Source organism: Psychrosphaera sp. F3M07 (genome assembly GCF_018860345.1).
GTDB classification, from domain to species: Bacteria; Pseudomonadota; Gammaproteobacteria; order Enterobacterales; family Alteromonadaceae; genus Psychrosphaera; species Psychrosphaera aquimarina.
On record NZ_JAHKPJ010000021.1, the window covers coordinates 24,598 to 48,557 of the forward strand.

General features: G+C 39.2%; 18 protein-coding genes and 9 tRNA genes. 15 read left to right on the forward strand and 12 right to left on the reverse strand.

Annotation, left to right across the window (positions count from 1 at the left end; translation table 11 throughout):
* Window positions 1-78: 78 nt before the first annotated feature.
* From gltX to KO505_RS10870, 6 genes are all read left to right on the forward strand, one after another.
* Window positions 79-1,494: a glutamate--tRNA ligase gene (gene gltX / locus KO505_RS10845; protein WP_216055488.1), complete on the forward strand. Its 1,416-nt coding sequence runs from the start codon at window positions 79-81 to the stop codon at window positions 1,492-1,494.
* A 229-nt stretch (window positions 1,495-1,723) separates the two neighbouring features.
* Window positions 1,724-1,799, forward strand: a tRNA-Ala gene (locus KO505_RS10850).
* A gap of 28 nt (window positions 1,800-1,827) precedes the next feature.
* Window positions 1,828-1,903 (forward strand) — tRNA-Glu (locus KO505_RS10855).
* A gap of 28 nt (window positions 1,904-1,931) precedes the next feature.
* Window positions 1,932-2,007 (forward strand) — tRNA-Glu (locus tag KO505_RS10860).
* Between the two features lie 93 nt (window positions 2,008-2,100).
* Window positions 2,101-2,176 (forward strand) — tRNA-Glu (locus tag KO505_RS10865).
* Between the two features lie 123 nt (window positions 2,177-2,299).
* Window positions 2,300-2,375: transfer RNA gene (locus KO505_RS10870), tRNA-Glu, on the forward strand.
* A 371-nt stretch (window positions 2,376-2,746) separates the two neighbouring features.
* Here KO505_RS10870 and rnhA read toward each other — a convergent pair.
* Window positions 2,747-3,208 carry a ribonuclease HI gene (gene rnhA / locus KO505_RS10875; RefSeq protein WP_216055489.1) on the reverse strand — a complete coding sequence of 154 codons (462 nt, stop codon included), beginning with the start codon at window positions 3,206-3,208 and terminating at the stop codon, window positions 2,747-2,749.
* 87 nt (window positions 3,209-3,295) lie between these two features.
* Between rnhA and dnaQ the strand changes: the two genes are divergently transcribed.
* The 6 genes from dnaQ (at window position 3,296) to KO505_RS10905 (ending at window position 6,083) form a co-directional block, all read left to right on the forward strand.
* On the forward strand, window positions 3,296-4,003 hold the full coding sequence (dnaQ, locus tag KO505_RS10880; RefSeq protein WP_216055490.1) for a DNA polymerase III subunit epsilon: 708 nt from the start codon (window positions 3,296-3,298) through the stop codon (window positions 4,001-4,003).
* A complete protein-coding gene (locus tag KO505_RS10885) occupies window positions 3,985-5,397 on the forward strand; it encodes a TIGR03503 family protein (protein ID WP_216055491.1) in 1,413 nt (470 codons plus the stop codon). Before dnaQ ends, KO505_RS10885 begins: the two co-directional genes overlap by 19 nt.
* Window positions 5,398-5,502: 105 nt before the next feature.
* Window positions 5,503-5,579, forward strand: a tRNA-Asp gene (locus tag KO505_RS10890).
* A 57-nt stretch (window positions 5,580-5,636) separates the two neighbouring features.
* Window positions 5,637-5,713: transfer RNA gene (locus KO505_RS10895), tRNA-Asp, on the forward strand.
* A 32-nt stretch (window positions 5,714-5,745) separates the two neighbouring features.
* Window positions 5,746-5,822, forward strand: a tRNA-Asp gene (locus KO505_RS10900).
* Window positions 5,823-6,006: 184 nt separating this feature from the next.
* A tRNA-Asp gene (locus KO505_RS10905) sits at window positions 6,007-6,083 on the forward strand.
* A gap of 547 nt (window positions 6,084-6,630) precedes the next feature.
* Here KO505_RS10905 and KO505_RS10910 read toward each other — a convergent pair.
* The 7 genes from KO505_RS10910 to KO505_RS10940 form a co-directional block, all read right to left on the reverse strand.
* Window positions 6,631-7,434 (reverse strand): sterol desaturase family protein, encoded by an 804-nt coding sequence (locus KO505_RS10910; protein WP_216055492.1) that lies wholly within the window; start codon window positions 7,432-7,434, stop codon window positions 6,631-6,633.
* Entirely contained in the window at window positions 7,427-8,119 is a 693-nt protein-coding gene (locus KO505_RS10915) for a CDP-alcohol phosphatidyltransferase family protein (protein ID WP_216055493.1), read from the reverse strand. The genes KO505_RS10910 and KO505_RS10915 overlap by 8 nt, the downstream gene beginning before the upstream one ends.
* A 10-nt stretch (window positions 8,120-8,129) precedes the next feature.
* Window positions 8,130-8,786, reverse strand: coding sequence for an ATP-binding cassette domain-containing protein (locus KO505_RS10920; protein WP_216055494.1), 657 nt, complete (start codon window positions 8,784-8,786; stop codon window positions 8,130-8,132).
* A gap of 55 nt (window positions 8,787-8,841) precedes the next feature.
* A complete protein-coding gene (locus tag KO505_RS10925; RefSeq protein WP_216055495.1) occupies window positions 8,842-10,557 on the reverse strand; it encodes an ABC transporter permease in 1,716 nt (571 codons plus the stop codon).
* Window positions 10,554-11,897: an ABC transporter substrate-binding protein gene (locus KO505_RS10930; protein ID WP_252731770.1), complete on the reverse strand. Its 1,344-nt coding sequence runs from the start codon at window positions 11,895-11,897 to the stop codon at window positions 10,554-10,556. The genes KO505_RS10925 and KO505_RS10930 overlap by 4 nt, the downstream gene beginning before the upstream one ends.
* A gap of 91 nt (window positions 11,898-11,988) precedes the next feature.
* Window positions 11,989-14,142, reverse strand: a complete 2,154-nt coding sequence (locus KO505_RS10935; protein ID WP_216055496.1) for an FAD-dependent oxidoreductase — start codon at window positions 14,140-14,142, stop codon at window positions 11,989-11,991.
* Window positions 14,143-14,166: 24 nt separating this feature from the next.
* Window positions 14,167-16,485, reverse strand: a complete 2,319-nt coding sequence (locus KO505_RS10940) for a TonB-dependent receptor (protein ID WP_371820003.1) — start codon at window positions 16,483-16,485, stop codon at window positions 14,167-14,169.
* 279 nt (window positions 16,486-16,764) lie between these two features.
* On the opposite strand from KO505_RS10940, the gene KO505_RS10945 reads away from it, so the two are divergent.
* The 3 genes from KO505_RS10945 (at window position 16,765) to KO505_RS10955 (ending at window position 20,089) form a co-directional block, all read left to right on the forward strand.
* Window positions 16,765-17,181, forward strand: coding sequence for a hypothetical protein (locus tag KO505_RS10945; RefSeq protein WP_216055498.1), 417 nt, complete (start codon window positions 16,765-16,767; stop codon window positions 17,179-17,181).
* A gap of 258 nt (window positions 17,182-17,439) precedes the next feature.
* The gene (locus KO505_RS10950; protein WP_216055499.1) at window positions 17,440-18,822 is read left to right on the forward strand and encodes an amidohydrolase; all 1,383 of its coding nucleotides are present in this window, start codon (window positions 17,440-17,442) and stop codon (window positions 18,820-18,822) included.
* Between the two features lie 10 nt (window positions 18,823-18,832).
* Window positions 18,833-20,089 carry an amidohydrolase family protein gene (locus KO505_RS10955; protein WP_371819989.1) on the forward strand — a complete coding sequence of 419 codons (1,257 nt, stop codon included), beginning with the start codon at window positions 18,833-18,835 and terminating at the stop codon, window positions 20,087-20,089.
* Between the two features lie 71 nt (window positions 20,090-20,160).
* Here the strand turns inward: KO505_RS10955 and KO505_RS10960 are convergent, their stop codons facing one another.
* The 4 genes from KO505_RS10960 to potA are packed head-to-tail and all read right to left on the reverse strand — an operon-like array spanning window position 20,161 to window position 23,939.
* On the reverse strand, window positions 20,161-21,207 hold the full coding sequence (locus KO505_RS10960) for an extracellular solute-binding protein (RefSeq protein WP_216055501.1): 1,047 nt from the start codon (window positions 21,205-21,207) through the stop codon (window positions 20,161-20,163).
* Window positions 21,207-21,971, reverse strand: coding sequence for a spermidine/putrescine ABC transporter permease PotC (gene potC, locus KO505_RS10965; protein ID WP_216055502.1), 765 nt, complete (start codon window positions 21,969-21,971; stop codon window positions 21,207-21,209). Before potC ends, KO505_RS10960 begins: the two co-directional genes overlap by 1 nt.
* Window positions 21,958-22,836, reverse strand: coding sequence for a spermidine/putrescine ABC transporter permease PotB (potB, locus tag KO505_RS10970; protein ID WP_216055503.1), 879 nt, complete (start codon window positions 22,834-22,836; stop codon window positions 21,958-21,960). Before potB ends, potC begins: the two co-directional genes overlap by 14 nt.
* Window positions 22,833-23,939 carry a spermidine/putrescine ABC transporter ATP-binding protein PotA gene (gene potA, locus KO505_RS10975; protein WP_216055504.1) on the reverse strand — a complete coding sequence of 369 codons (1,107 nt, stop codon included), beginning with the start codon at window positions 23,937-23,939 and terminating at the stop codon, window positions 22,833-22,835. Before potA ends, potB begins: the two co-directional genes overlap by 4 nt.
* Window positions 23,940-23,960: the final 21 nt, after the last annotated feature.

Consider the following 23,960-nt stretch of genomic DNA (forward strand, 5'->3'; position numbering starts at 1 on the left):
TTTCCTACTGTTTATAGTAGGAAGTTTTCTATAGAATACGCGCAAATTTATATCATTTCATTTTTGTTGGAACATTCTATGTCTGTTGTCACTCGTTTTGCTCCTAGCCCAACTGGTTATTTACATGTTGGTGGTGCTCGTACTGCTTTATATTCTTGGTTATATGCTAAACGCAATAACGGTAAATTTATTTTACGAATAGAAGATACCGATTTGGAACGCTCAACTCCTGAAGCGGTTCAAGCTATTTTAGATGGTATGCAATGGTTAGGAATGGAAGGGGATGGCGAGATCTTTTACCAAACTAAACGTTTTGACTTGTATAAAGAGTATGTACAAACGTTAGTTGACGAAGATAAAGCATATAAATGTTATTGCACTAAAGAACGTTTGGATGCTTTACGTGCAGAACAAGAAAGTAATGGCCAGCGTACAGAGTATGATGGTAAATGTAGCCATGGTGCAGAAGCTCCATCAGCAGAAGCACCTTATGTAGTTCGTTTTAGAAATCCAAAAAATGGCTCAGTTAAATGGACTGATGCAATTCGTGGTGAAATGGAAATTTCAAACTCTGAAATGGATGACATGATCATTCTACGAACAGACGGTAGTCCAACCTATAATTTCTGTGTTGTTATTGATGATTGGCAAATGGGTATGAGCCATGTCGTTCGTGGTGAAGATCATTTAATTAATACTGCTAAGCAAATTAATATTTTTGAAGCGTTTGGTGCAACCGTACCAACTTATGCACATTGTTCTATGATTTTAGGCGATGATGGTAAGAAATTATCAAAACGTCATGGCGCAGTAGGGGTGATGCAATACCGCGATGATGGTTATTTACCTCAAGCTTTAATTAATTATTTAGTTCGCTTAGGCTGGTCTCATGGCGACCAAGAAATATTTACACAAGATGAATTGTTTAATTTATTTGATATTAAAGATATTAACAAATCTGCATCTGCATTTAATACTGAAAAATTAAATTGGATGAACCAAGAATACATGAAAAACTTGCCAGCTTCTGAAGTAGCAAGTCACCTTGTTTGGCACTTTACTAATCAAGGTGTTGATACAACTAATGGTCCTAAATTAGAGTCTATCGTTGAAATTCAAGCTGAAAGGGTTAAAACCCTAAAAGAAATGGCAGAGATCAGTACCTATTTCTACCAAGACTTTGCACAGTTGGATGAAAAAGCAGCGAAGAAACATTTACGTCCCGTAGCGAAAGATTCGTTAGTATTAGCTCAGCAGAAACTAGAAGCGATTGTTGATTGGACTGCTGATAATATACAAAGTGCAATTAACGCTACCGCAGAGGAACTTGAGGTTGGCATGGGTAAAGTTGGGATGCCACTTAGAGTTGCGGTAACGGGAGGCGGTAACTCACCATCACTTGATGTCACTTTGGTTTTGTTAGATAAAGGTAAAGTAATTAGTCGAATTAGTGATGCATTAGCTTATATAGCGGCACGTGAAGCGGCTCAATAGGAATAAGTTAAATTAATAAATAAAAGCCAGCCTAAAAGCTGGCTTTTGCTATTTAAAGGCATAAATTCACGTATTTAGAATCAATTTTAACCTGTTTGTAAAAAAAATAGGCAGTCAGTCCAATAAAATACATTTTTATTAAAATAAGGGTTGACGCATTCATAGTGAATGCATAGAATGCGCCCCGCGTTTGAGGCAATATATTGTTTCAAATGCATATCAAAATAGCGGGGCTATAGCTCAGCTGGGAGAGCGCCTGCCTTGCACGCAGGAGGTCTGCGGTTCGATCCCGCATAGCTCCACCAACGTTTTGATATTTAATAAGTCCATAGTGCTCCCATCGTCTAGAGGCCTAGGACACCGCCCTTTCACGGCGGTAACAGGGGTTCGAATCCCCTTGGGAGTACCATTTCTTATAAAAGTTTTAATTGTCCTGTGCTCCCATCGTCTAGAGGCCTAGGACACCGCCCTTTCACGGCGGTAACAGGGGTTCGAATCCCCTTGGGAGTACCACTTTTAAGTTCAGATGCTTTCGAACCCTCGGGTTCGCTAATATAAATCTGATGTTAAAAGTATAATTATTAAAACTAATTTGAAGTACCTAGTGCTCCCATCGTCTAGAGGCCTAGGACACCGCCCTTTCACGGCGGTAACAGGGGTTCGAATCCCCTTGGGAGTACCACTTCAAGTTTCAGATGCTTTCGTACCTACGGGTTACTAATATTAATCTGAGCTTGAGATTACAGCTTCAAATGGCCAAGTTCAGTTATTTGCCTTACATAAGTAGGGGAGGTGACAACAAGACGCTCCCATCGTCTAGAGGCCTAGGACACCGCCCTTTCACGGCGGTAACAGGGGTTCGAATCCCCTTGGGAGTACCACATTAAAGAAACCAGCTAATAGCTGGTTTTTTTTCGTTTAAATTTTATGATGTGTTTTTTCACGGCGGTAACAGGGGTTCGCTCTTACAAACTCTGGCCTTGGGTGTACCACATTTAAGTTCAGATATATCGAACCCTAGGGTTCACTCTTATAATCTGGCCTTGGAAGTAACATTAAAGAAACCAGCTTATGCTGTTTTTTTTTCGTCTAGAGTTTAGGTTTAAGTTATTAGGTGAGTAGTTTTCAAGGCGGTAACAGGGGTTCACTCTTTCAAACACTGGCCTTGGGAGTACCACATTTAGTTTAGCTTTTTCACCTATATGTCATAAAAAAACCAGCAATTAGCTGGCTCTTCAATTTAACAATAAGATTAACCTTTAAAACCAACGTCATCGATTAATTTACTAGATTCGGCCGCTTCTCTGGCTAAATCATCAACAAGTTCGTTTTCTGGGTGTCCTGAGTGACCTTTGACCCAATGCCATGAGATCGTATGGTCTTTTACTTGTTCATCAAGCGCTTTCCATAAATCTACATTTTTAACGGGTTGTTTGGCGGCCGTTTTCCAGCCATTTTTTTTCCAATTAATAATCCACTTAGTAATGCCATCTTTAACGTAATTACTGTCTGTTGTGATATCTAATGTACAAGGTTGCTTTAACGCTTCTAAACCTTTAATTACAGCTAGTAACTCCATTCGATTGTTGGTGGTTTTTTTATAGCCTTGGCTGAGTTCTTTTTTACTGCCGTTATAAATTAGCAGGGCACCGTATCCGCCTGGACCTGGGTTGCCTAAACAAGAGCCATCTGTGAAAAGTTGAACTGATTTCATAAGGAAGATTTTCCAAATAGATGATATTCATAAGAAATAGGGGTTATACTCCATAATGAAGTTAAAGAACAATAAAATGAAAAGAAAATGGCAAAACGACAAATAATTTTAGATACAGAAACAACAGGTATTGACCCAAGACAAGGGCACAGAATCATTGAGATCGGTTGTGTAGAAATGATAAACCGTCGTTTAACAGGTAATAACTTTCATGTTTATATTAATCCTAGACGTGCGATAGAAGATGAAGCCATTGGTGTCCATGGTATTACCAATGAATTCCTAAAAGATAAACCATTGTTTAAAGATGTAGCGGATGAGTTTTTTGACTATATCAAAGGCGGAGAGTTAGTGATCCATAATGCACCATTTGATATTGGGCATATGGATAACGAGTTCGGTATTTTGTGGCAAGACTGGACTGGAACTGAAGATTTTTGTCCAGTGGTCGATACATTAGTAATGGCAAGAGAAAAACATCCGGGCCAAAAAAATAGCTTAGATGCATTATGCCGCCGATATGAAATTGACAATACTCACCGCATGTTACATGGAGCACTATTAGACTCGGAAATATTAGCTGATGTTTACCTTCAAATGACAGGTGGACAAGTGGCGATGGATTTGGCTCATCAATTATTAAACGCAAATAATGCGGATAATACCCAGACAATAGTGAAACAAAGAAATTTAAATGTGGTTTACGCAACTGAAAGTGAAATCTTAGATCACGATGCAAGATTAACTTTAATAGAAGAAAATGGTGGAACAAGTTTGTGGCGAAACATTCAATAATTTATGCCTGGTTAATTTTAACGCTTATAGCGGTATTGCCTAGTTTCGCTAATAATATCGATCCAGTTAATCCAACCAAAACATTAAATGTACCAAAGCTCGAGTTCCTAAAGAACTATGAGGGCCAAAATGAAATAAAAATATTAAATAACCGCTTTCGTGTGGATTACCACGTTAAAGAGGTTATGTTACTTTTTTTTAGAAAACATGGCTCCAAACCTATTGTATTAATCCAACCTGATGGTTCAAAGATATACCCTAAAGATGCCAATGCTAAAACCATAGAATGGCACGCTGATATCAGTTATGACTTAATCAAACTTCAAGACCCAATGCCTGGACCGTGGCAAGCGGTTGGAAGAATCTTAGCGGACAGTAAAATTCTAGTTTTATCAGACATTGAACTTCAAGCTGACTTATTTCCTTCACTCATGTTTCAGCACGAAATCATCAAAGCCGAAGCAAGAGTCATTAATGCCAATGAAATGATAAAAGCAAAAAGTTTTAATGAAGTGATCACCCTTAAAGCAAGTTTATACCCTAGTAAGGACCCTGAAAAAGAAAACTTTGGTTCAGACATATATCAGTTTGGGGAGTTTTTAGATAATGGTAAAGGGCTCGATGAAAGGCCTCGTGATGGTGTATTTACAATAGAATATAAAATTGACACTGGTTATGGTGAGTGGATACCTAATTATCGAGTTAACGCGCAGTTATTTACGCGTGAGTTAGAACAAGAGCCTGTAATAATATTGCCTTCACCAGTGTCCTTTACTGCTATACCAGCTGAAATTAATGAGGAAAGTGGTGAAGTAGGGCGTTATCACTATGTCACCTTTAATGTCGATGATACATATGTGGACAACTTAAGTTTGTTATTTCAAGGGACTATTAAATTTCCGAACGGCGATAAACAAACATTTAGTATTGATGGGTTACAAGAACGTCGTTTAGAAATATTTAATGGTGAGTTTGGTACGTTTAAAGTTGAAATGGATGTGTTTGGGACGACAAAAGATGGCCGTGAAATATATTTAGATTTACCTGAATTTCAATTTGTGACGGTTGAACCTGAAATTGAATATATTGAATTGCCTGAAATGACCGAGATGGATACGGTAGTAAAAAAAGTTGCACCGCCTGAGCCAGATTTTCCATTACCTTTAATTATATTAATGAATGTGTTGATTTTGGCATTTGGTTTCTTAGTGATCTGGTTATTTGTATTAAAAAGAAATATTAAAAATCCATTTGCTGGCTTAATAAAGAAAAAAGAAAAAACGCCAGTTGAGCCGGAAACTGTCGAAAAACCAAAGACAGAGAAGCCTGAGAAAAAATCGCCAATAGTGGATGAATCTGATGATATTTTAGACTTAAGTCTGCCAGAAGATTAGAAATTGACCACTTGAACAGATATCTGAAAAAAAGGGTTGACGGTATGGACTTCAGACTTTAATATCCGCGCCGTTGTTTAGCAAAGCTAACGACATGTAAGTCAGGGAGCGGTAGTTCAGTTGGTTAGAATACCGGCCTGTCACGCCGGGGGTCGCGAGTTCGAGTCTCGTCCGTTCCGCCACTTATATTGTCATTTGTTAAAAAACACTAAGTTGTGATTAGTAAGAAACATTAAACTGGAGCGGTAGTTCAGTTGGTTAGAATACCGGCCTGTCACGCCGGGGGTCGCGAGTTCGAGTCTCGTCCGTTCCGCCATTTAATGTTAATGCTAAAAGTGTTCAAAAGCTGGAGCGGTAGTTCAGTTGGTTAGAATACCGGCCTGTCACGCCGGGGGTCGCGAGTTCGAGTCTCGTCCGTTCCGCCACTTTTGAGACATTATTTTGATTAATACCCCTTAATCACATCTTCAACGGATGTAAAACCTACCACTGCGGAGCGGTAGTTCAGTTGGTTCGGCTTTTATGAAGAGCAGCGGCCTGTCAGGTCGGGTTCCGAGTTAGAGTTTCGTTTGTTCCGCCATCTTCAACGGATGTAAAACCTACCACTGCGGAGCGGTAGTTCAGTTGGTTAGAATACCGGCCTGTCACGCCGGGGGTCGCGAGTTCGAGTCTCGTCCGTTCCGCCATCATTTCCAAGTAATATTCCTCTAGTTTTAATTCCTAACTTTTCTTTCAAGCTATTTATATACATTCCCTTTTCAAAAATAAAATCCGTCATCTTTAACAAATGTGAAATCTACCAATGCGGAGCGGTAGTTCAGTTGGTTCGGCTTTTATGAAGATCATCGGCCTGTCACGCCGGGGGCGCATTCTTTGCGGCTAAGAGTGAGTCTCGTTGTTCTTATTAAGAGTGCCATATTTCCTAGTTATCTCCTTGTATTAAATTCACTCTCAAAGCTAACGTTTAAATCAGATCATATATTTCATTCTCAAAAATAAAATCCGTCATCTTTAACAAATGTGAAATCTACCAATGCGGAGCGGTAGTACAGTTGGTTCGGCTTTTATGAAGATCATCGGCCTGTCACGCGGGGGGCGCATTCTTTGCGGCTAAGAGTGAGTCTCGTCCGTTTTCCACTAATAACGCAGTAGCCCCAGAATCCATCAGTTCTATTACTTCTAAGATAAGGAGTATTGCGTTAATAAATTCAGTGTTTGAAGATTTAGAGCTTGTTACTTGTTCTTAAATGGCATGGTTAATAAACCAAGAAGTGAGGCGTTTTGTTTGGCTTGGGGGTATTCAATTAGGCCAATATCAAGTTTATCATCAGTTTTATTAGCCTGGTTCTTATAACTACCAAATAGCTTATCCCACCAAATAACACTAAAACCATAATTTGAATTGGTTTCAGTTACAACTTGGCTATGGTGTATTCGGTGTAACACTTGAGTCATTAGAACTAGTCTTAATGGCTTTTCAATGGCGTCAGGTAAGCGTATGTTGGCGTGGTTGAATAATGCCAAGCCGTTTAACGCAATTTCAAATATAAGCACGGCAATGGCTGGAACGCCTAATGTGGTGACTGCAACAAACTTGACCGATATGCTAATAACAATTTCAATTGGATGAAAACGTAGACCTGTACTGGTATCGACATGTGCATCAGCGTGATGGACTTTATGTAAACGCCACAGCATAGGTACTTTATGAAATAACCTGTGTTGCCAATAAATTAAGATATCTAATAGTAAAAGGCACAATACAACGATTAGCCAATAGGGAATGTTGTTCGTCAACAGTGGTTGATTAAACAAGCCGATGCCATGTTCTGCATTGTACAAAGCTACCGCAGTTAAACCGATTGGAACCACGAGTCTTGCTAATAAAGACGAGGTAAATACTAAGCCAAAGTTAGCTAACCAGCGTTTAGTATTTTCAATGGGGGATTGGCGTGCAGGTATCCGCCATTCCAGTAACATCATTATTACTAAAATGCTGAAAAAGAAACCAAGTCGCCACCATACTTCGTTAGTCATTTTCTACCTTAGCTGTAGGATTTGCTGTTTTGTTATTTCCTTCAGTGTCGCTATTTACCGTTAAATCTAATTCTTGTTGTTTAAGCGTATGATAACCACCATGTATTCGAGTGAAAATAGTAATCGCACAGGCGATAGCAAAGACACTGGCTAACAAAACAAAATGCTGTGGCCAAATACAAAAAGCAATGAATAAAGCAATGGTTTCAGTGCCTTCAGTGAGTCCATTTAAATAATAAAAACTTTTGTACTTAAATTGCGGCTTTTCTAATTTATATTTTTCTGCGGCGATGGCAAAGGCCAAAAAGCTCGAGCCTGTGCCAATAAATGTAGCGAGTAATATAGCTCCCGCTATAGCATTTTGCTCAGGGTTGGCCAAAATAAAGCCAAGGGGAATAGCGGCGTAAAATAAAAAATCTAACGTAATATCTAAATAACCACCGGCACTAGAGCTTTGGTTTGCGTAGCGGGCAAGTGCGCCATCCAATCCATCAAAAACGCGATTAAGTACAATCGCAGTTAATGCACCGTACCATAATTCAAATGCTAATAACGGCACTGCTAACATGCCAATAATAAAACCAACTAAGGTGAGTTGATCCGCAGTAACGCCACGCTTGTGTAATAAGCTAACAGCAGGTAATAATATGGGTTTGATAACAGGCGTAATAAATTTATCTAACATGTGACTTCTCTTAAGAATTGCCTTTTAAGTGATCTTGCGATTGCAGTGTTATGATTTTACCTTGAGCGGCTTCTGCGTCGTTAATATCATGTGTCACCATAATGGCAGGCAGCTTATATTCACGGATCAGGTCAAACACCAATTTTCGTGTATCCACACGTAGTTGAGTATCCAGTTTGCTAAACGGTTCGTCCAATAGAATGGCTTTGGGGTCGCTTAATAACATTCGTAATAATGCGACTCTCGCTTGTTGTCCACCCGATAAATTATCAGGATGGCGTTCACCCAAGCCCGCTAACCCAACTTGTTCAAGTGCCTGTTCTATTTTTTGCTTACGTTGTTTTTTTTCACCTTTAGGCATTGCAAAAGCAATGTTACCTGCAACGGTTAAGTGTGAAAATAACAAAGCGTCTTGATATAACACGCCAATATGGCGTAGATGAGCCGGTAAATTATTAATGTTTTGGCCGTTCAAGCAGACTTCGCCTTTGGCACTAAAGTCATTACCAAGTGTGCCTGTTAACCAATTTAATAAACTGGATTTACCACTGCCTGATGGGCCCATAATCGTTAATATATCACCACCATTCACTTGCTCATTTAACTTGAGTAATAGTTGGCCTTGTTGATACAAGGTTAAGTTTTTGATGTGTAAAGATGATTGCATTAAAGACCTTTCTAACTGTACTGAATAAACATAGAAATTTTAAATTTGGACATAACTAAATACGCGCTTTTTTGAAAAAGTATTTAGGTAATAACCAAGCGATAATAAAGCCAATCAGTGGCAATGCCATTTGAATGATTGCATAAACCGCACTCGTTCGTCTGCTTGCGCCATTGGCCAGTGTAACCGCTTCCGTTGTGATAGTACTAATACGTCCACCGCCTGCCAGCAATGTTGGCAAATACTGACCAAAACTAATGGCCAAACCTAATGCGGCGGCAATTAATATGGGCGCAAATAACTGTGGTAGTTTTACTTTAAAGAAGACCTTAATTGGTGGTGCACCAAGACTAGCTGCAACCTGTGCGAAACGAGGATCTAATTGTCTGTAACTGCTGGTTAGTGATAAAAATACATAGGGAAGAACAAATAATAAATGCGTGAAGGCCACGTTAATAAAGGCAGATTGGTTATTTACTAATTGTTGGAACCACACTAAGCCAAATAGAAAAGCAATGCTAGGTACTAATAGCGGTAAGTAAATGACTAAGCTAATAAAGCCAGATAGATTTTTACCACTAAGTTGTTCCGCTTCAAGACATAACAAGGTTAAAACAATAGCCAACACAGTTGTCATTAAACCAATAACGGCAGAGTTAATTAAAGGTTCCTCCATTTGCATCAGTGCGCTTTGAAAGTGAGACAATATAAACTGCTCGGGAACAATCGCGGGGAAGCGCCAAAAGCCAGCAACGGACCACATAACTAAGCCAATTAATGCCAATAAAATAAAACCAATTAATAACGTTGTGACAACAGCTGTTATTTTGTGCCAAATAACATCGCCGTATTCGCGTTTACCGTTGGTGAGTAAATCGGAAAATAGGTACTTAATTGTTTTTTCTGCGCCAATCCATATTGCGAGTAAACCGCCGGTAACCAAAAGTTGCAATAAGGCGCCGGCTGACGCCTTGATGCGTAAGTTTAAGTCAACGTCACTAAACCAGTGCATAATTGCAACGGCAAGGGTAGGTGGTGTGTTTGGTCCGAGTATTAAAGGCATTTCAACACTGGCACTAGCGTATGCCAGTACAGCTAATACAGGGAGTCTTAACAGCGGATACAAACTTGGCAATACAACCTTAAAAAAGGCCGTCATTGGACAATAACCAAAATTAAGAGCCACCTTATGTTGTTGGCGTAATTTCTTACCAAGCTCAGGTTGTGCTAACACGGTTAATGCCATTAATAATAAAAATGGAAGTTCTTTTAGCGTTAAACCTAAAATAATACTGATGCCGTAAGAGTCATGAGGAAATATACCATTCGGTGCTAACTCCCAGCCAGTAAACCAAGGTGAAATAAATCTTGAAACCATGCCCGAAGGGGTTATCAAAAAGCCAACAGCAATCGCCGCAGCCGCATGAGGAATTACTAAAATAGGGCTAAGTAATCGTTGAATGCGCTGTAACCAAGGGCTATTAAAAAAAGCAGCCAACATCATTAAAGTAATAACAAACGCAAGTAAAGTGCTGACAAGTCCGGTAGCTATACTCAGTGTTATCATCTTACCAATCCCAGCGGTTTGCCAAAGATCAGAGAATCCTGTGAAGGACAAATTATAATGATTCAGCGCAGGTGCCCAGCCAAATGCAGGGAGTAACACACCAATTAAGCCACCGAATACCGGTAAAATTAAAATAGCTAATAAAAAGCGCGGACTGAATTTTACTATTTGAGTAAATAGATCGGGTTTTGCATCCTGAGTCATGGATTAACGCCATATCGAGTTTGCCAACCAGTCATAATTACTTCAACCCAACTTGGATGAGGTTCACTTAACGTGCGCTTAATACTATTAAAAGGTAATGCGCTAGGGGGTGCGGTTTTGGTTTTAAACAAAGCTTGTTGCTCAGGTGACAATGTGGTTGAAATCAATACGGTTTTATCGCCCCATACACTCGTTTTTTGCTTATGAGCTTGGGCTTCAGGGCTTAGTAAAAAGTTAGCCACTATTTGCGCCGCTTGAGGTTGGCTTGCATTATATGGAATTGCCACAAAATGAGTGTTACTTAAACTGCCGTCATCCATGGCATAACTACGAATACTGCTTGGTAAGTCAAATCGTTTAACTGCCGCAGGCACTTCTGGTGCTGAAAACGTAAAAGCAATGCTTAACTCGGTATCGTCCACTAAACGGCGCATTTGAGCACCGCTTTGCATAAAGTGTTGGCCACTGCGCCATAATGTTGGATGCAATTGATTTAAAAAGTCCCAAAGCGGCGATAATACTTGTTGGCTATTTTGCTCGTTAGCCACTTGGCTTAATTGCGCTTTTATTGTTTCATCGCTATTTTCATGCAATACCACTAACGCGTATTTTAAAAAACTCATGCCTAGAAAATCAGGTGGTTTGGGATAACTAAAGCGCCCAGGGTGATGAGCACTCCAGTTAAGTAGTTGGTGTAAGGTTCTTGGTAATTGGTTATTCACAGAACCATCAATTGCAAGACTGTCATAATAAAAGGTAAGTGAGGCTTGTCCCCACGGCGCTTCCATACCTTGAGTTGGGATCCCAAAGTCAAAGGTAACAGCTGGGTTGTTAGTTGGATCTGTATAGTTAAAGTTGGGTAATTTATGTGCCCAATGTTTCAACAGCAATGAATGTTCGCTCATGGTGGCAAAGTTAGCGCCGTTTATCCATATCAGATCAACACTGCCATTGTGGTTATTTCCCGCTGATTTTTCAGCTAAAACACGGCTAACGGCTTCGCTGGTATCGCTTAGTTTGACGTGATGTAAATTGATGTTGAATTTAGAGTTAACTTTCTTAGCAGCCCATTGTATATAGGCATTTATTTGAGCGTCACCTCCCCAAGCATAAAAATAGACGTCTTGGTTTTGTTTATTAATGTTTGCCGTTGGCTTTAAACCTAGTTCTGTCTGCGCAACCCCGCCTTGTAAAAGTTGGTTATAGACGGGGCTCGCAAACGTGTAATTTGAAATTAAGCTGCAGTAAAAAACAAACGTGAATATGCCTATCGACAACCAAAAATCATCCAAGCGATAACGAAGTCGAGACGTTCTATTGCAATCTTTATTGACTGACATTTAAGTCCCAGTTGTAGTCAAATAATCTAATCTTCATTTCATCACTTTTACATTACCGTTGGCAACGCTTGCAAATAAAACCGCAAGCAAATTAACCTCTGCGCCATGAATGATACTTTTCAAGTAAATTTAATACGGTTTCTGGTGCATGATTTCGTTTCCATTCACCAGCTGCGTATTTATTGCCTTCAGCCCAAGTTGGGTAGCTGTGAATCGTACCTAATATTTTATTAAGCCCTAAACCATGTTTCATTGCTAAAACAAATTCAGCGATTAAATCTCCTGCGTGTTCAGACACAACCGTTACGCCAAGGATCTTATCTTTGCCTTTAGGTGTAATAACCTTAATAAACCCTTTGGTTGCAGTGTCGGTAATGGCTCGGTCTAACTCTTTAAACTCAAAACGAGTGATCTCATAGTCAATGCCTTTGTCTTTGGCTTCTTGTTCATTTATTCCAACGCGAGCTACTTCTGGATCGATAAACGTCGTCCAAGGAATAACACGGTAATCCACTTTAAACTTTTTAAGATTACCAAATAATCCATTGACTGCGGCATACCAACCTTGATGAGCAGCCACATGTGTAAATTGATATGGGCCTACAATATCACCAGCGGCAAAAATATTAGGGTATAAGGTTTCTAAATATTCATTGGTCACTATGGTACGGTTAGTTTCAATGCCTAATTCTTCAAGACCATAACCAGTAAGACGAGCGCTACGACCAACGGCACATAGGAGTTCGTCATATTCAATTTCAATTTCTTTATCGTTATGTTTTACCACTATGTATTTTTTATCATCACGAGCTACGCAACGTAAGGCTTGGTGGGACGTTAAAATGTTAACCCCACTTTCTATTAATGCACCGTGAGCAAACTGAGATACTTCAAGATCTTCTTTGATCATGATGCGTTCAGCCATTTCAATTTGGGTCACACTTGAACCTAATCGGGCAAAGCTCTGTGCTAATTCACTGCCTATAGGTCCGCCGCCCAATACGACTAGCTTTTTAGGCGCTTCATCTAACTCAGCAAATTTGTTCCACAAGGTATCGCTCGTTACATATCCGGTTTCTTCAATACCTGGAAGCGGAGGCACAAATGGACGAGCACCCGTAGCAATTACAATTGACCGAGCTGTTAAGGTTTGAGTTGTTCCGTCATTCAGTTTGATTTCAACCGTCCATGGGTCAATCAACTTACCGTAACCTTTTAAGACTTCTACACCTAGGTTTGTGTAACGCTCAACACTGTCATGCGGTGCTATGTCGGCAACCACTTGATGTACTCTAGCCATTACTTTTTTGAACGAAAACTGTGGCGTTGTATTTTCAAGTCCATAATTTTCACCATGGCGAATTTGCTCGGCAATTTTGGCACTTTTTATGATTGCTTTACTTGGTACACAACCATAGTTTAAACAGTCGCCGCCCATTTCACCCGCTTCAATTAGGGTTACTTTTGCTTTAACCGCCGCCGCGATATAGCTTGTAACTAGGCCACCGGCACCTGCGCCAATGACAATCATATTACGGTCGAATTTTTTAGGTTTAGTATGGTTTTTATAAACGCGACGTTTTTTAAATACATTCAAAATAGCTTTGGCGATAAGTGGAAATACACCTAACAAGACAAAAGATAATATTAAGTTAAACGACAAAATACCTGACAAACTATCTATTTGAGCCAGTTGAGTACCAGCGTTAACAAATACAAATGTGCCCGCTAACATGCCCATTTGGCTTACCCAATAAAACGTCCACGACTTAATAGCGGTAACACCCATTAATAAATTAATTAAGAAAAATGGGAATACAGGCACTAAACGTAAAGTGAATAAATAAAATCCACCTTCTTTTTTTACACCGGCATCAATCGCACTTAAACGTTCTGGGAAACGTTGTTTAATGTAATCACGCAATAAATAACGTGAAACTAAAAATGCACAAGTAGCCCCAATAGTAGAGGCAAAGGAAGCGATTAATAAACCTTCAGATAATCCAAATAATGCTCCTGCCGCTAATGTTAGAATAGTCGCGCCGGGCAAAGAAAGGGCGGTAACTAAAACATAAAATAAAACAAAACCACCAATGATTAACAGCGGGGACTCCGCTCGTAATTGACTGAATTGATCCAATGAGCCTTTTAAGCCCTCAAGAGTAAGGAGTTGGTTTAAATCAAAATGGAAAAACAAACCGACGATTGTTGCTGCTACTAACAACAAAATTATTTTCTTAATCATTTATTATCTCTTTAATGCTTCACTTTAAAAAAGGTGGGTAAGCGTTAGCTTGGCGTTTATTGGCAATTCAGGGAAAACTAAGGTTGCTCCAAAATAGCCACCTTCAAATACCGGACGCCAGTTTTCTTGATCTGTGATGTTATTCACATCCAAACGTAATTTAGTGTTAGGGGTAAATGAATAACTGGTATTTACGCTTAACGTGTATTGATCTCTTATATGCACTGTCGCTAAAAAGTCCAACGGATAACTCTTGGTATACAGACCTGCAAAACCCACTTGCCATTTCGTATTAACCGAATAATTTCCGTTAAAGCTAAACGACTGTGGCGGCATGCCTTGTAAAGTTCGATTTGATGCAGGGAAAACCGTATAACTCGGAGCGCCAACTCCAGTTCCATTAACAATGTCAGGACGTGAATTATCAAATGCATCAATAACTTGAGCCGAATCTTGTGCGCTGGCTGAGTCGTCATATCTTGCATGGATATAACTGTATCCTGCACTTATCCAATATGGATAAGCGTCGTAAAATACTTGTGCCTCAAACCCATTAGTATCAATACCCGAATTACTGCCATCACGATTACGTAAACTACGTCTTTGATTAAAAATTGTGGCATCAGCATACCAATTATTGTCAGCCGGACCGTACTTTAAACCTAACTCAAGCAACTTGTTACCTGTGGCAAAATTCTGTTCACTTATAATATTGTCACTGTTAAGCGCGTTTCCGCCAGCCATACTGTTTGATGTTGCGTCGTTGTAACTTAGTACTCGGTAAATAGTAAAGTCGTCACTGATTTTGTAATTAGCACTGATTTGAAACGAATGCAGTACTTCTTTGATGTCATCACTTGCGGCGACTTGTCCTATTGGAGCTATTGGATCTTGGGCAAACACATCATAAAAATCAGCACGGTAGCCAATATTGATGTGCAATTTATCTGACCAATATGAATCATGTTGAATGGCGAGACCCGTTTGCCATGACGTCGAGTCCGTTGTGTCTGACATGTTGAAGTCACCCGTACCGTTACCGTCAATATCATACTGACCACCCGGTGAGACAAATACTCCTGGGCGCAGCTCTACTAATCTGGCTTTTTGTGCCTCAGTTAACGGAATACGACGGTTTTGAATCGGTGCGGTTAAGTCGATTGGTAAATCCGCTTCAGTAGTAAATTGGCTATAACCTAATACTTTGTTATAACGCACATCAAAAGCCAAAATAGTTTGTTCTTTTGGGGTCCATTGTAACGCTAACTCGGTTCTGTTTTGAGCAGTGTCCGCGCCGTCAATAATTTCAACAAAGCTGTTTTGAGCAATTTCTTCACGCTCTAAGTGCTGATAATATGAGATGTTTTTTACCGACAAAAAATCAGACAGCTCACGTTTATATATGCTGTGAATTAAATAGGTACTGGCGTCGTTTAGATTATCTGGGTCGGTAAGCACATTGCTGCGATGTATATGCACCAGCCCAGTTGGTGACACAATTGAACCCGCGGCGGGAACCGTACTGCCATTTGTTTGCACACCTTGTCCGGTAATGTATAACCCATGATCAATTAATGCTTGAGTGGGGCGGTTAATACCGGCGTTATCGGTAAATTCAACTTGGTAAAATTCAAAGTTAATGTCCCAACTGCTTTTGTCGTCGGGTAATATTTGTAATGCGGCAAAAAAACTATCACTTTGTGTATGTGAAAAATCATAAAAACTATCATTATCCACATGTTCCGCACTTACTCTTAGACCAATTTTGTCTTTTACAATAGGGGTAGTGTAATCCACTAAAACACGATATTGCTCCCAACGAGCAGCAGATACACTTAGTTTGCCTTTGGTTTCATAAATGGATGCTTTTTTAGAGTGTAAATTAACAAAACCTCCATTACGTTGGCTGGAACCAAATAAAACTGGAGGTGCGCCTTTGATAACATCAATTTGCTCTACCGAGTTAAACGACAATGGCACACCAAATCCATTATTGCCCGCTTGACGGCGAGTGCCATCTTGAAATAGCTCACCAAGTTGTCCACGTATCGTGGGTAAGCTAGGTGCGCCAAAACCACTAGCTGAGTATGTATTAGGACTTACCGCTAGCACATCTTGTAAGTTGGTAATATTAAGCTGCTCAATTAATTCGCTAGAAATAGGAGTCACAGAACGTGCGATATCTTGTAACGCCAAACCATCACCAAACGGACCATCAACGGCGGCGTCTTTAACAGAAAGACCTTGAGTTTTGGTGGCTTGCCCAACAACCTTGATGACTTCTATCCCGTCTTCTTTTGGTGACACTTGTGCAGACACGTTAACAAATAGGATAGTTAACAAGGAGGTTAAAGGTATAACCAAGTAATTTTGTTTCAATCGAATTCTCTCAACAGCTCAATATATTGATGGCGATAAGACCGTAGTGATTTGAAATAACTTTCAATTCATCATTAAAAACACTTAGGCTGCGTTTTACCTAGTATGACTCTATACAAAATAAAATGTATGTTTAGTCAGCTATTTGCCATTTAAATCAATTAAAAATAAATAATTTGAAATAATAATCAGTTTTGACGGTCTTCATTGATTCTAAATTTATATATTTTTAAAGGACGTAATATGACAAACCCAATGACCCCTGATGTGCAAAATCGTTTGCAATGGTCTTTATTTTCCCTTCGTTTAGGTGTTTTTATTGTAATGCTGATGTGGACGTTGGATAAATTCGTTAATCCAGGACACAGCGCACGAATATTTGAACATTTTTATGGAATTAGCGGTAGCACTGACATCGTGGCCTATGTTTTAGGCGCACTTCAACTTTTATTAGTGTTGGCGTTTGTTGCGGGTATTAAAAAACGAATTAGTTACGGTGCTATTTTTGTTATGCATGGCTTATCAACGTTATCGTCATATAACCAGTACATTGATGGATTTAACAATCTGTTATTTTTTGCTGCATGGCCTATGTGGGCTGCTTGTTTTGCGCTTTATCTATTACGTGACCAAGACGTAAAATATACAGTTAACTCGTAAAAACTGCGTTTAACAATTGTAAACTGAACCCTAAATAACTAGGGTTCAGTTTTATCTTTAAACTATCTAAAAATCGTAATACCAAGATTTATCATTGCCATAACTTTGAATAAATTTTATTTAGCCAATTTACTCCTATGAAACCTGCAAACTATCGACATTCTCTTGTAGCTAACGCATATAATTTTAATTATTGTATAACAACAATTTAACCTGCTGTTTTAGTCAGGAATATTATAATAAAAAGAGGATGTCGTTATGCGTAAATTCGCATTAAGTTTCACAGCCATATCATTGGCTGCGCTGTTGTCTGGTTGCTCAGGCAATGAAGCTCAAGATCCACATGTCAGTATCAATAAAAATCCATATCCAAGCACTTACAAACCAATGGAACAATTAACCATATTAATCAAAGGAGCCACAGTATTAACGGGCACCGGAGAAATGTTGTCTAATTCAGACGTATTAATGGTTGATGGTGTAATTAAAGCCGTTGGTTCTAAAATTGAAAACGGCAGCGCTACAGTGATTGACGGGACTGGCAAATATGTCACTCCAGGTATTATTGATGTGCATTCACATTTAGGTGCATACCCAAGTCCATCAGTTGAGTCTCATCAAGATGGCAACGAAATGACAAACCCTGTTACGGCAGAAGTATGGGTAGAGCATTCAATTTGGCCACAAGATCCTGGTTTTGAAGCTGCACGAGCTGGTGGTATTACGACGTTACAAATCTTACCAGGCTCAGGTAACTTAATTGGTGGCCGCGGCGTGACGTTAAAAAATATTCCATCACCAACAATGCAAGGCATGAAATTCCCAGATGCACCGTATGGTTTAAAAATGGCCTGTGGTGAAAACCCTAAACGAGTTTATGGCAGCAGAAAAATAACCCCATCAACTCGTATGGGGAACATGGCGGGTTACCGAAATGCATTTGTTGATGCTACAGAATACAAACGTGAATGGGAAAAATACGAACGTGATTACGCAGCAGGTAAAAACCCGGTTGCGCCAGAACGTAACTTAACCCTGGATACATTAAAAGGGGTTTTAGACGGTGATATAAGAATTCATAATCATTGTTATAAAGCAGAAGAAATGTCGATGATGATGGACTTAGCCAAAGAGTTTAATTATCACGCAGGTACATTCCATCACGCAATTGAGGCGTACAAAATCGCCGATGACTTAGCTAAAAATAATGTGTGTGCCGCAATGTGGCCAGAATGGTGGGGCTTTAAAATGGAAGCCTTTGACATGATCCAAGAGAATGCTGCCGTGGTAGATTCTTACCAAAACTCATGTGCCATCGTTCATTCTGATTCTGACACTACCATTCAACGACTAAATCAAGAAGCGGCAAAAATCATGTATCGTGCGAACGATGCAGGCTTCAAAATTGATGAAGCAAAAGCAATAACTTGGTTAACGTTAAATGCGGCTAAATCGTTAGGTATTGATGATAAAACAGGTTCATTAGAAGCCGGTAAACAAGGTGATGTTGTGATCTGGAATCAAAACCCATTCAGTGTTTATGCAAAAGCTGAACAAGTATTTATTGATGGTGCAAAAGTGTTTGATATCAATGACGATGCATATCAAGCTAAAAGTGATTTTTTACTAGGTCAAGACTAAGGAGTATATGATGAAATTATTAAAACCATCTCTAATTGCTTTATCGTTATTAACTTCTTGTTCTGTTTTGGCAGAAAAAATAGCGATCACTAATACCACCATTTATACCGCAGGAAATAGTGGTGTATTAACCAATGCCAGCGTTGTATTTGAAGACGGCAAAATCATTGAACTTAACCCATCATCAATCAAAGCCGATGTGGTTATAAACGCTGAAGGCAAAATTTTAACACCGGGTTTGATCTCAACCATGAATCAATTTGGTTTAGTTGAAGTAGGTGCGGTATCGGGTTCTCGTGATGGCAGCGCTAAAAAAGCGGATATCAACTTTGATCCATCATATGCATACAATGCAGAAACAACCTTAATCCCATTTGCTCGTAAAGGTGGCATCACTCGCAGTTTAATCGCGCCTAGTTCTTGGGACAGTGTGTTCCCAGGTCAAGCTTTCACTATATTAATGAACTCTGAGTTTGACAGTGTGATTGATACTAAGACGGCGGTCATTGCTAATTTTGGTGGCGCAAGCAAAGATTCAAGAGCAAGTAGCTTAATTGAATTAATTGAAAAACTTAAGGGTCAGCAGAAAAAGCTAAAAGACGCGGAACAAGCATCTGCTAAAGCAGAAGGTGATAAACCTGCTAAGGCAAAAGAACCGTCTGATGAAGAAGTGACACTTACGGCATTATTAAACGGTGAAAAACCATTAATTGCATCAGCATCAAGATCGTCAGATTTATTACAGTTGATTAAAATTAAACAACAGTATGGCGTTAACATTGTGATTTCTGGTGGCGAAGATGCAGCCAGAGTGAAATCTGAATTAGCTAACTCTGAAATTCCAGTCATGATCAAAGTGGTCTCTAATTTACCTGGCAGTTTTGATTCGTTACACGCTTCATTAACGACAGCCGGTGAGTTAGAAAAAGCGGGCGTTAAAGTTATACTGTTTAGCAGCGACAGCCATATGGCTAAAAACTTAAGGCTAGACGCTGGTAATGCCATCTCTTATGGCATGTCTGAACAAGGTGCATTAAAAGCAATGACATCAAATGTTGCAGATGTGTTTAACATGGACGCTGGTGAAATAGCAGTTGGTAAATCCGCTGATTTGGTTTTATGGAGTGCAGATCCATTTGAGATCAGCTCTAAAGTAGAATCGCTATGGATCAATGGTGAACAAGTTACAACTGAATCAAGACAAGATAAATTACGTGATAGGTATATCTCTAAAGAGAATAAACCTAGAGGGTATATAAAACCTTAAATCATGGTTAAATGATGAAAACAAAAAAAGCTTCTTTATAGAAGCTTTTTTATTTTCGTTATTAGATTTTATTACTTACTGGTTTTTAACATTTCCCAGTACTTGTTATATATCTCAATGGCTGGGCCAACGTCCGTCTGGAATTCACCTTGTTCAACAATGCGTTTTGACGGGAATATAGTCGGGTTATTTTGCGTGGCTTGATCTAACAAGGCAATGCCGGCTTTATTTGGTGTAGCGTAACCTATGTACTCAACTGTGCGTTTAGCCACGTCTGGTCGTAACATAAAGTTAATAAACTTATGCGCATTTGATTTATTTTCAGCACCTGTTGGAATAGCAAAACTGTCTACCCATATTGCCGCACCTTCAGTTGGGTAAATGTATTCAATTGCGCTGTCTTCTTCCTGCGCCATGATCACTTCACCATTCCAAATCATACCTAAGTTAACGTCACCAGCTAAATACGGTTCTCTTGGAGCGTCAGAATTAAATACCAATACATTAGGCATAAGTTTAGTTAGCAACTCATAAGCTTGTTTGATCTCAGCTTCTGAGGTTGAGTTTGAAGAATGACCATTAACTCTTAATGCCATATGAAATACTTCACGTACATCATCGGTTAACAATAAACTGTTTTGCCATTTTTTATCCCATAAGTCTTTCCATGACTTAATGCTTTTTGGATCAACTTCATTAGTATTAATACCTATGCCAGTACTGCCCCAAACATATGGCACACTGTGTTGATTGTTAGGGTCGTAAGACTTGTTTAATAACGCAGGATCTAAATGGGTAAAGTTAGACAGTTGTGCGGTATCAATTTTGGCTAACAAACCTTCTTTCGCCATTTTTGAAATGTAATAGGTAGACGGAATAACAATGTCGTAACCTTTACCGTTTTGCAGCTTTAATTTTGAATACATGACTTCGTTACTTTCGTAAGTATTGTATTCAACCTTAATGCCGGTTTCTTTTGTGAACTCAGCTAATACACCGTCAGGAATATATTCGGTCCAATTATAAACAACCACTTTTTCAGCGGCGACAACCGAAAAGGTTACCGCAAACAAAACCGATAAACCGGTCGCTAATTTGTTCAGTGTTTTAAATTTCATTATTGTTTCCTTTTAATAAGCAATGAAATTACAGCAATTGCTGATAATGATATAACAAGTAATATTGTTGCTAATGCGTTTACTTCTGGTGATACGCCTACTTTCACCATCGAAAAGACACGTATCGGTAAAATTTCAAACCCAGGTCCAGTGACAAACGAGCTAATGATCACGTCATCTAACGACAAGGTAAAACTTAATAACCAACCGGATAACACCGCAGGTAAAATCATAGGTAAGATAATCACTCTAAATATTTTACCTTCAGACGCCCCTAAGTCTTGCGCGGCCTCCAATATATTATTATCAAAGCCTTTTAGTTGGGCATAAACCGTGATCACCACAAAAGGCAAACAAAAAGTAATATGTGCAATTAACAAAGACCAGAAGCCAAGTTGAATGCCCAACGCGATAAATATAATTAAAAACGTAATGGCCAATACAATGTCGGGAGACATCATCAGGATAAACAACATACTGCTGGTGGTGCTTTTTAAGCGGAATTTATAGCGGTGAATCGCCAACGCCATTAACGTTCCCAATAAGGTGGCAATAAAGGCAGTTAATACCGCTATGGTTAACGAGTTAACAAAGGCATCCATCAGTCCTGTGTTGTTCCACAGTTTTTCGTACCACTTCCAAGAAAAACCAGCCCATTTATGTCCGTATTTAGACTGGTTAAAAGAATTAGTGATCAAAACCAACATTGGCAAATATAAATACACAAACACAGATAAAATAAATAAAGGCTTAAAGATTTTCATCGTCCAAACCTCCTTTGTGTTGAATGTAGTTATTGGCTTTATTATAAATAATCAATAAGCCAGCCATAAGTAAAATTAAAAACACACTAAAGGCCGAACCAAACGGCCAATCACGTACCACCAAAAATTGATTTTTAATGACATTCCCTAACAATAAACTTTTAGCGCCACCTAAAATATCAGCCACATAAAACATGCCCATGGCAGGTAAAAATACAATTAAACAACCAGCTATTATGCCGGGAGCCGTTAAAGGCAATAAGATATAAATAAAACGATAAAACGGCGAGGCACCTAAGTCTTTACCAACTTCAATTAAACTTCTATCTAACTTGGCAAAACTGGCAATCAGAGGTAACACCATAAAAGGCAACAAAATATAAACCAAACCAATAATGACGGCAAAGTCGGTGTAAATCAGTTGGACAGGACTATCAATGACGCCTGTGAACATTAAGAAACTGTTCACTATGCCTTTTTTACCTAAGATCATTTTAATGGCGTAAATACGAATTAAACTATTGGTCCAAAAGGGCACCACCATTAAAAATAATAACACCACACGCATCGTTGGTGACATGTTGGCTAACAAATACGCAAAGGGATAACCAATCAGTAAACAGACTAACGTAGTAATGCCAGACATTAATAAGCTGTTCCAGAATACCCCTGCGTAAATAGGTTCAAACACCTTTAAATAGTTATCAAAGGTAATCGGCCATATCACTAAGTGTTCAGCATCAGGGGTTAATACGCTGGTCAAAATCACCATCAAATGCGGCAACAGCACAAATAACCCCAACCAAGTTAAGGTTAAAGTGATCACTAATCGGCGAAAGTTAAGGGGAGAGGAGTACCTATTCATTTTTTAAGTTCATCAGCCTTAATAACGTGTTCCCAACCATGTACCCAGTTAACCCAGACTTTTTGATTTATCTTATAGTCAAAATCAGGATCGTCTTCGTTAAAAAACTCACTCGCGACTAAGGTATGTCCATTATCAAGTTTGATCACAGAATCTAATGTTTTACCTGTGTAATTACGTTCAATAACTTGACCTAAAAAGCCAGACTCTTGTGGTGCATCTTCAATGTACATAACCCTTAAATCTTCTGGGCGTAATATGACATGCACCATATCGTCGATATCAAATTTGTGATCAGCAAATATTTTCCACTCAATACCATGAATTTCAGCCATGTATTGAAAGTCTTCTAAACGTTCCGTAATCCTAGCTTTAAATACATTACTTTCACCAATAAAGCGGGCAACAAATAAGTTAACTGGAGATTCATAAATTTCACGAGGGGTGCCAACTTGTTGCGGTTGTCCGTTATTAATGACCAAGACACGGTCAGACATGGTTAAAGCTTCTTCTTGGTCGTGAGTAACGTAAATAAAGGTAATGTTTAATTGGCGTTGGATGCGTTTTAATTCGTTTTGCATTTTTTGACGCAATTTGTGATCAAGGGCACTTAATGACTCGTCTAATAACAAAACTTTAGGGCGATTAACGATGGCGCGGGCAATGGCCACACGTTGCTTTTGACCACCTGAAAGTTGATGTGGCAATCTTTGTTCAAACCCATGTAATTGCACAACCGCCAAGGCATCTTCGACTCGTTGTTTTATTTCGCTTTTTTTTACTCCTGACATCTTTAAGCCAAACGCGACATTGTCAAATACTGTCATGTGAGGGAATAAAGCGTAACTTTGGAATACGGTGTTGGTGGGTCTGTGTTCAGCGGACAAATGAGCAATATCTTGCCCGTCTAACACCACTTGACCTTCATCGGGTTTTTCAAAGCCAGCAATTAAACGTAATATCGTGGTTTTACCACAACCTGACGGGCCTAAAATAGTAAAAAATTCACCATCATTAATGGTTAAATCAAATTCACGTAATACATCTTGGTTTTGATAACGTTTAGTGACATTGTCCAAAGACAAAAAAGCGGAATTAGTCAATCATTCAATCTCATTGTTAGC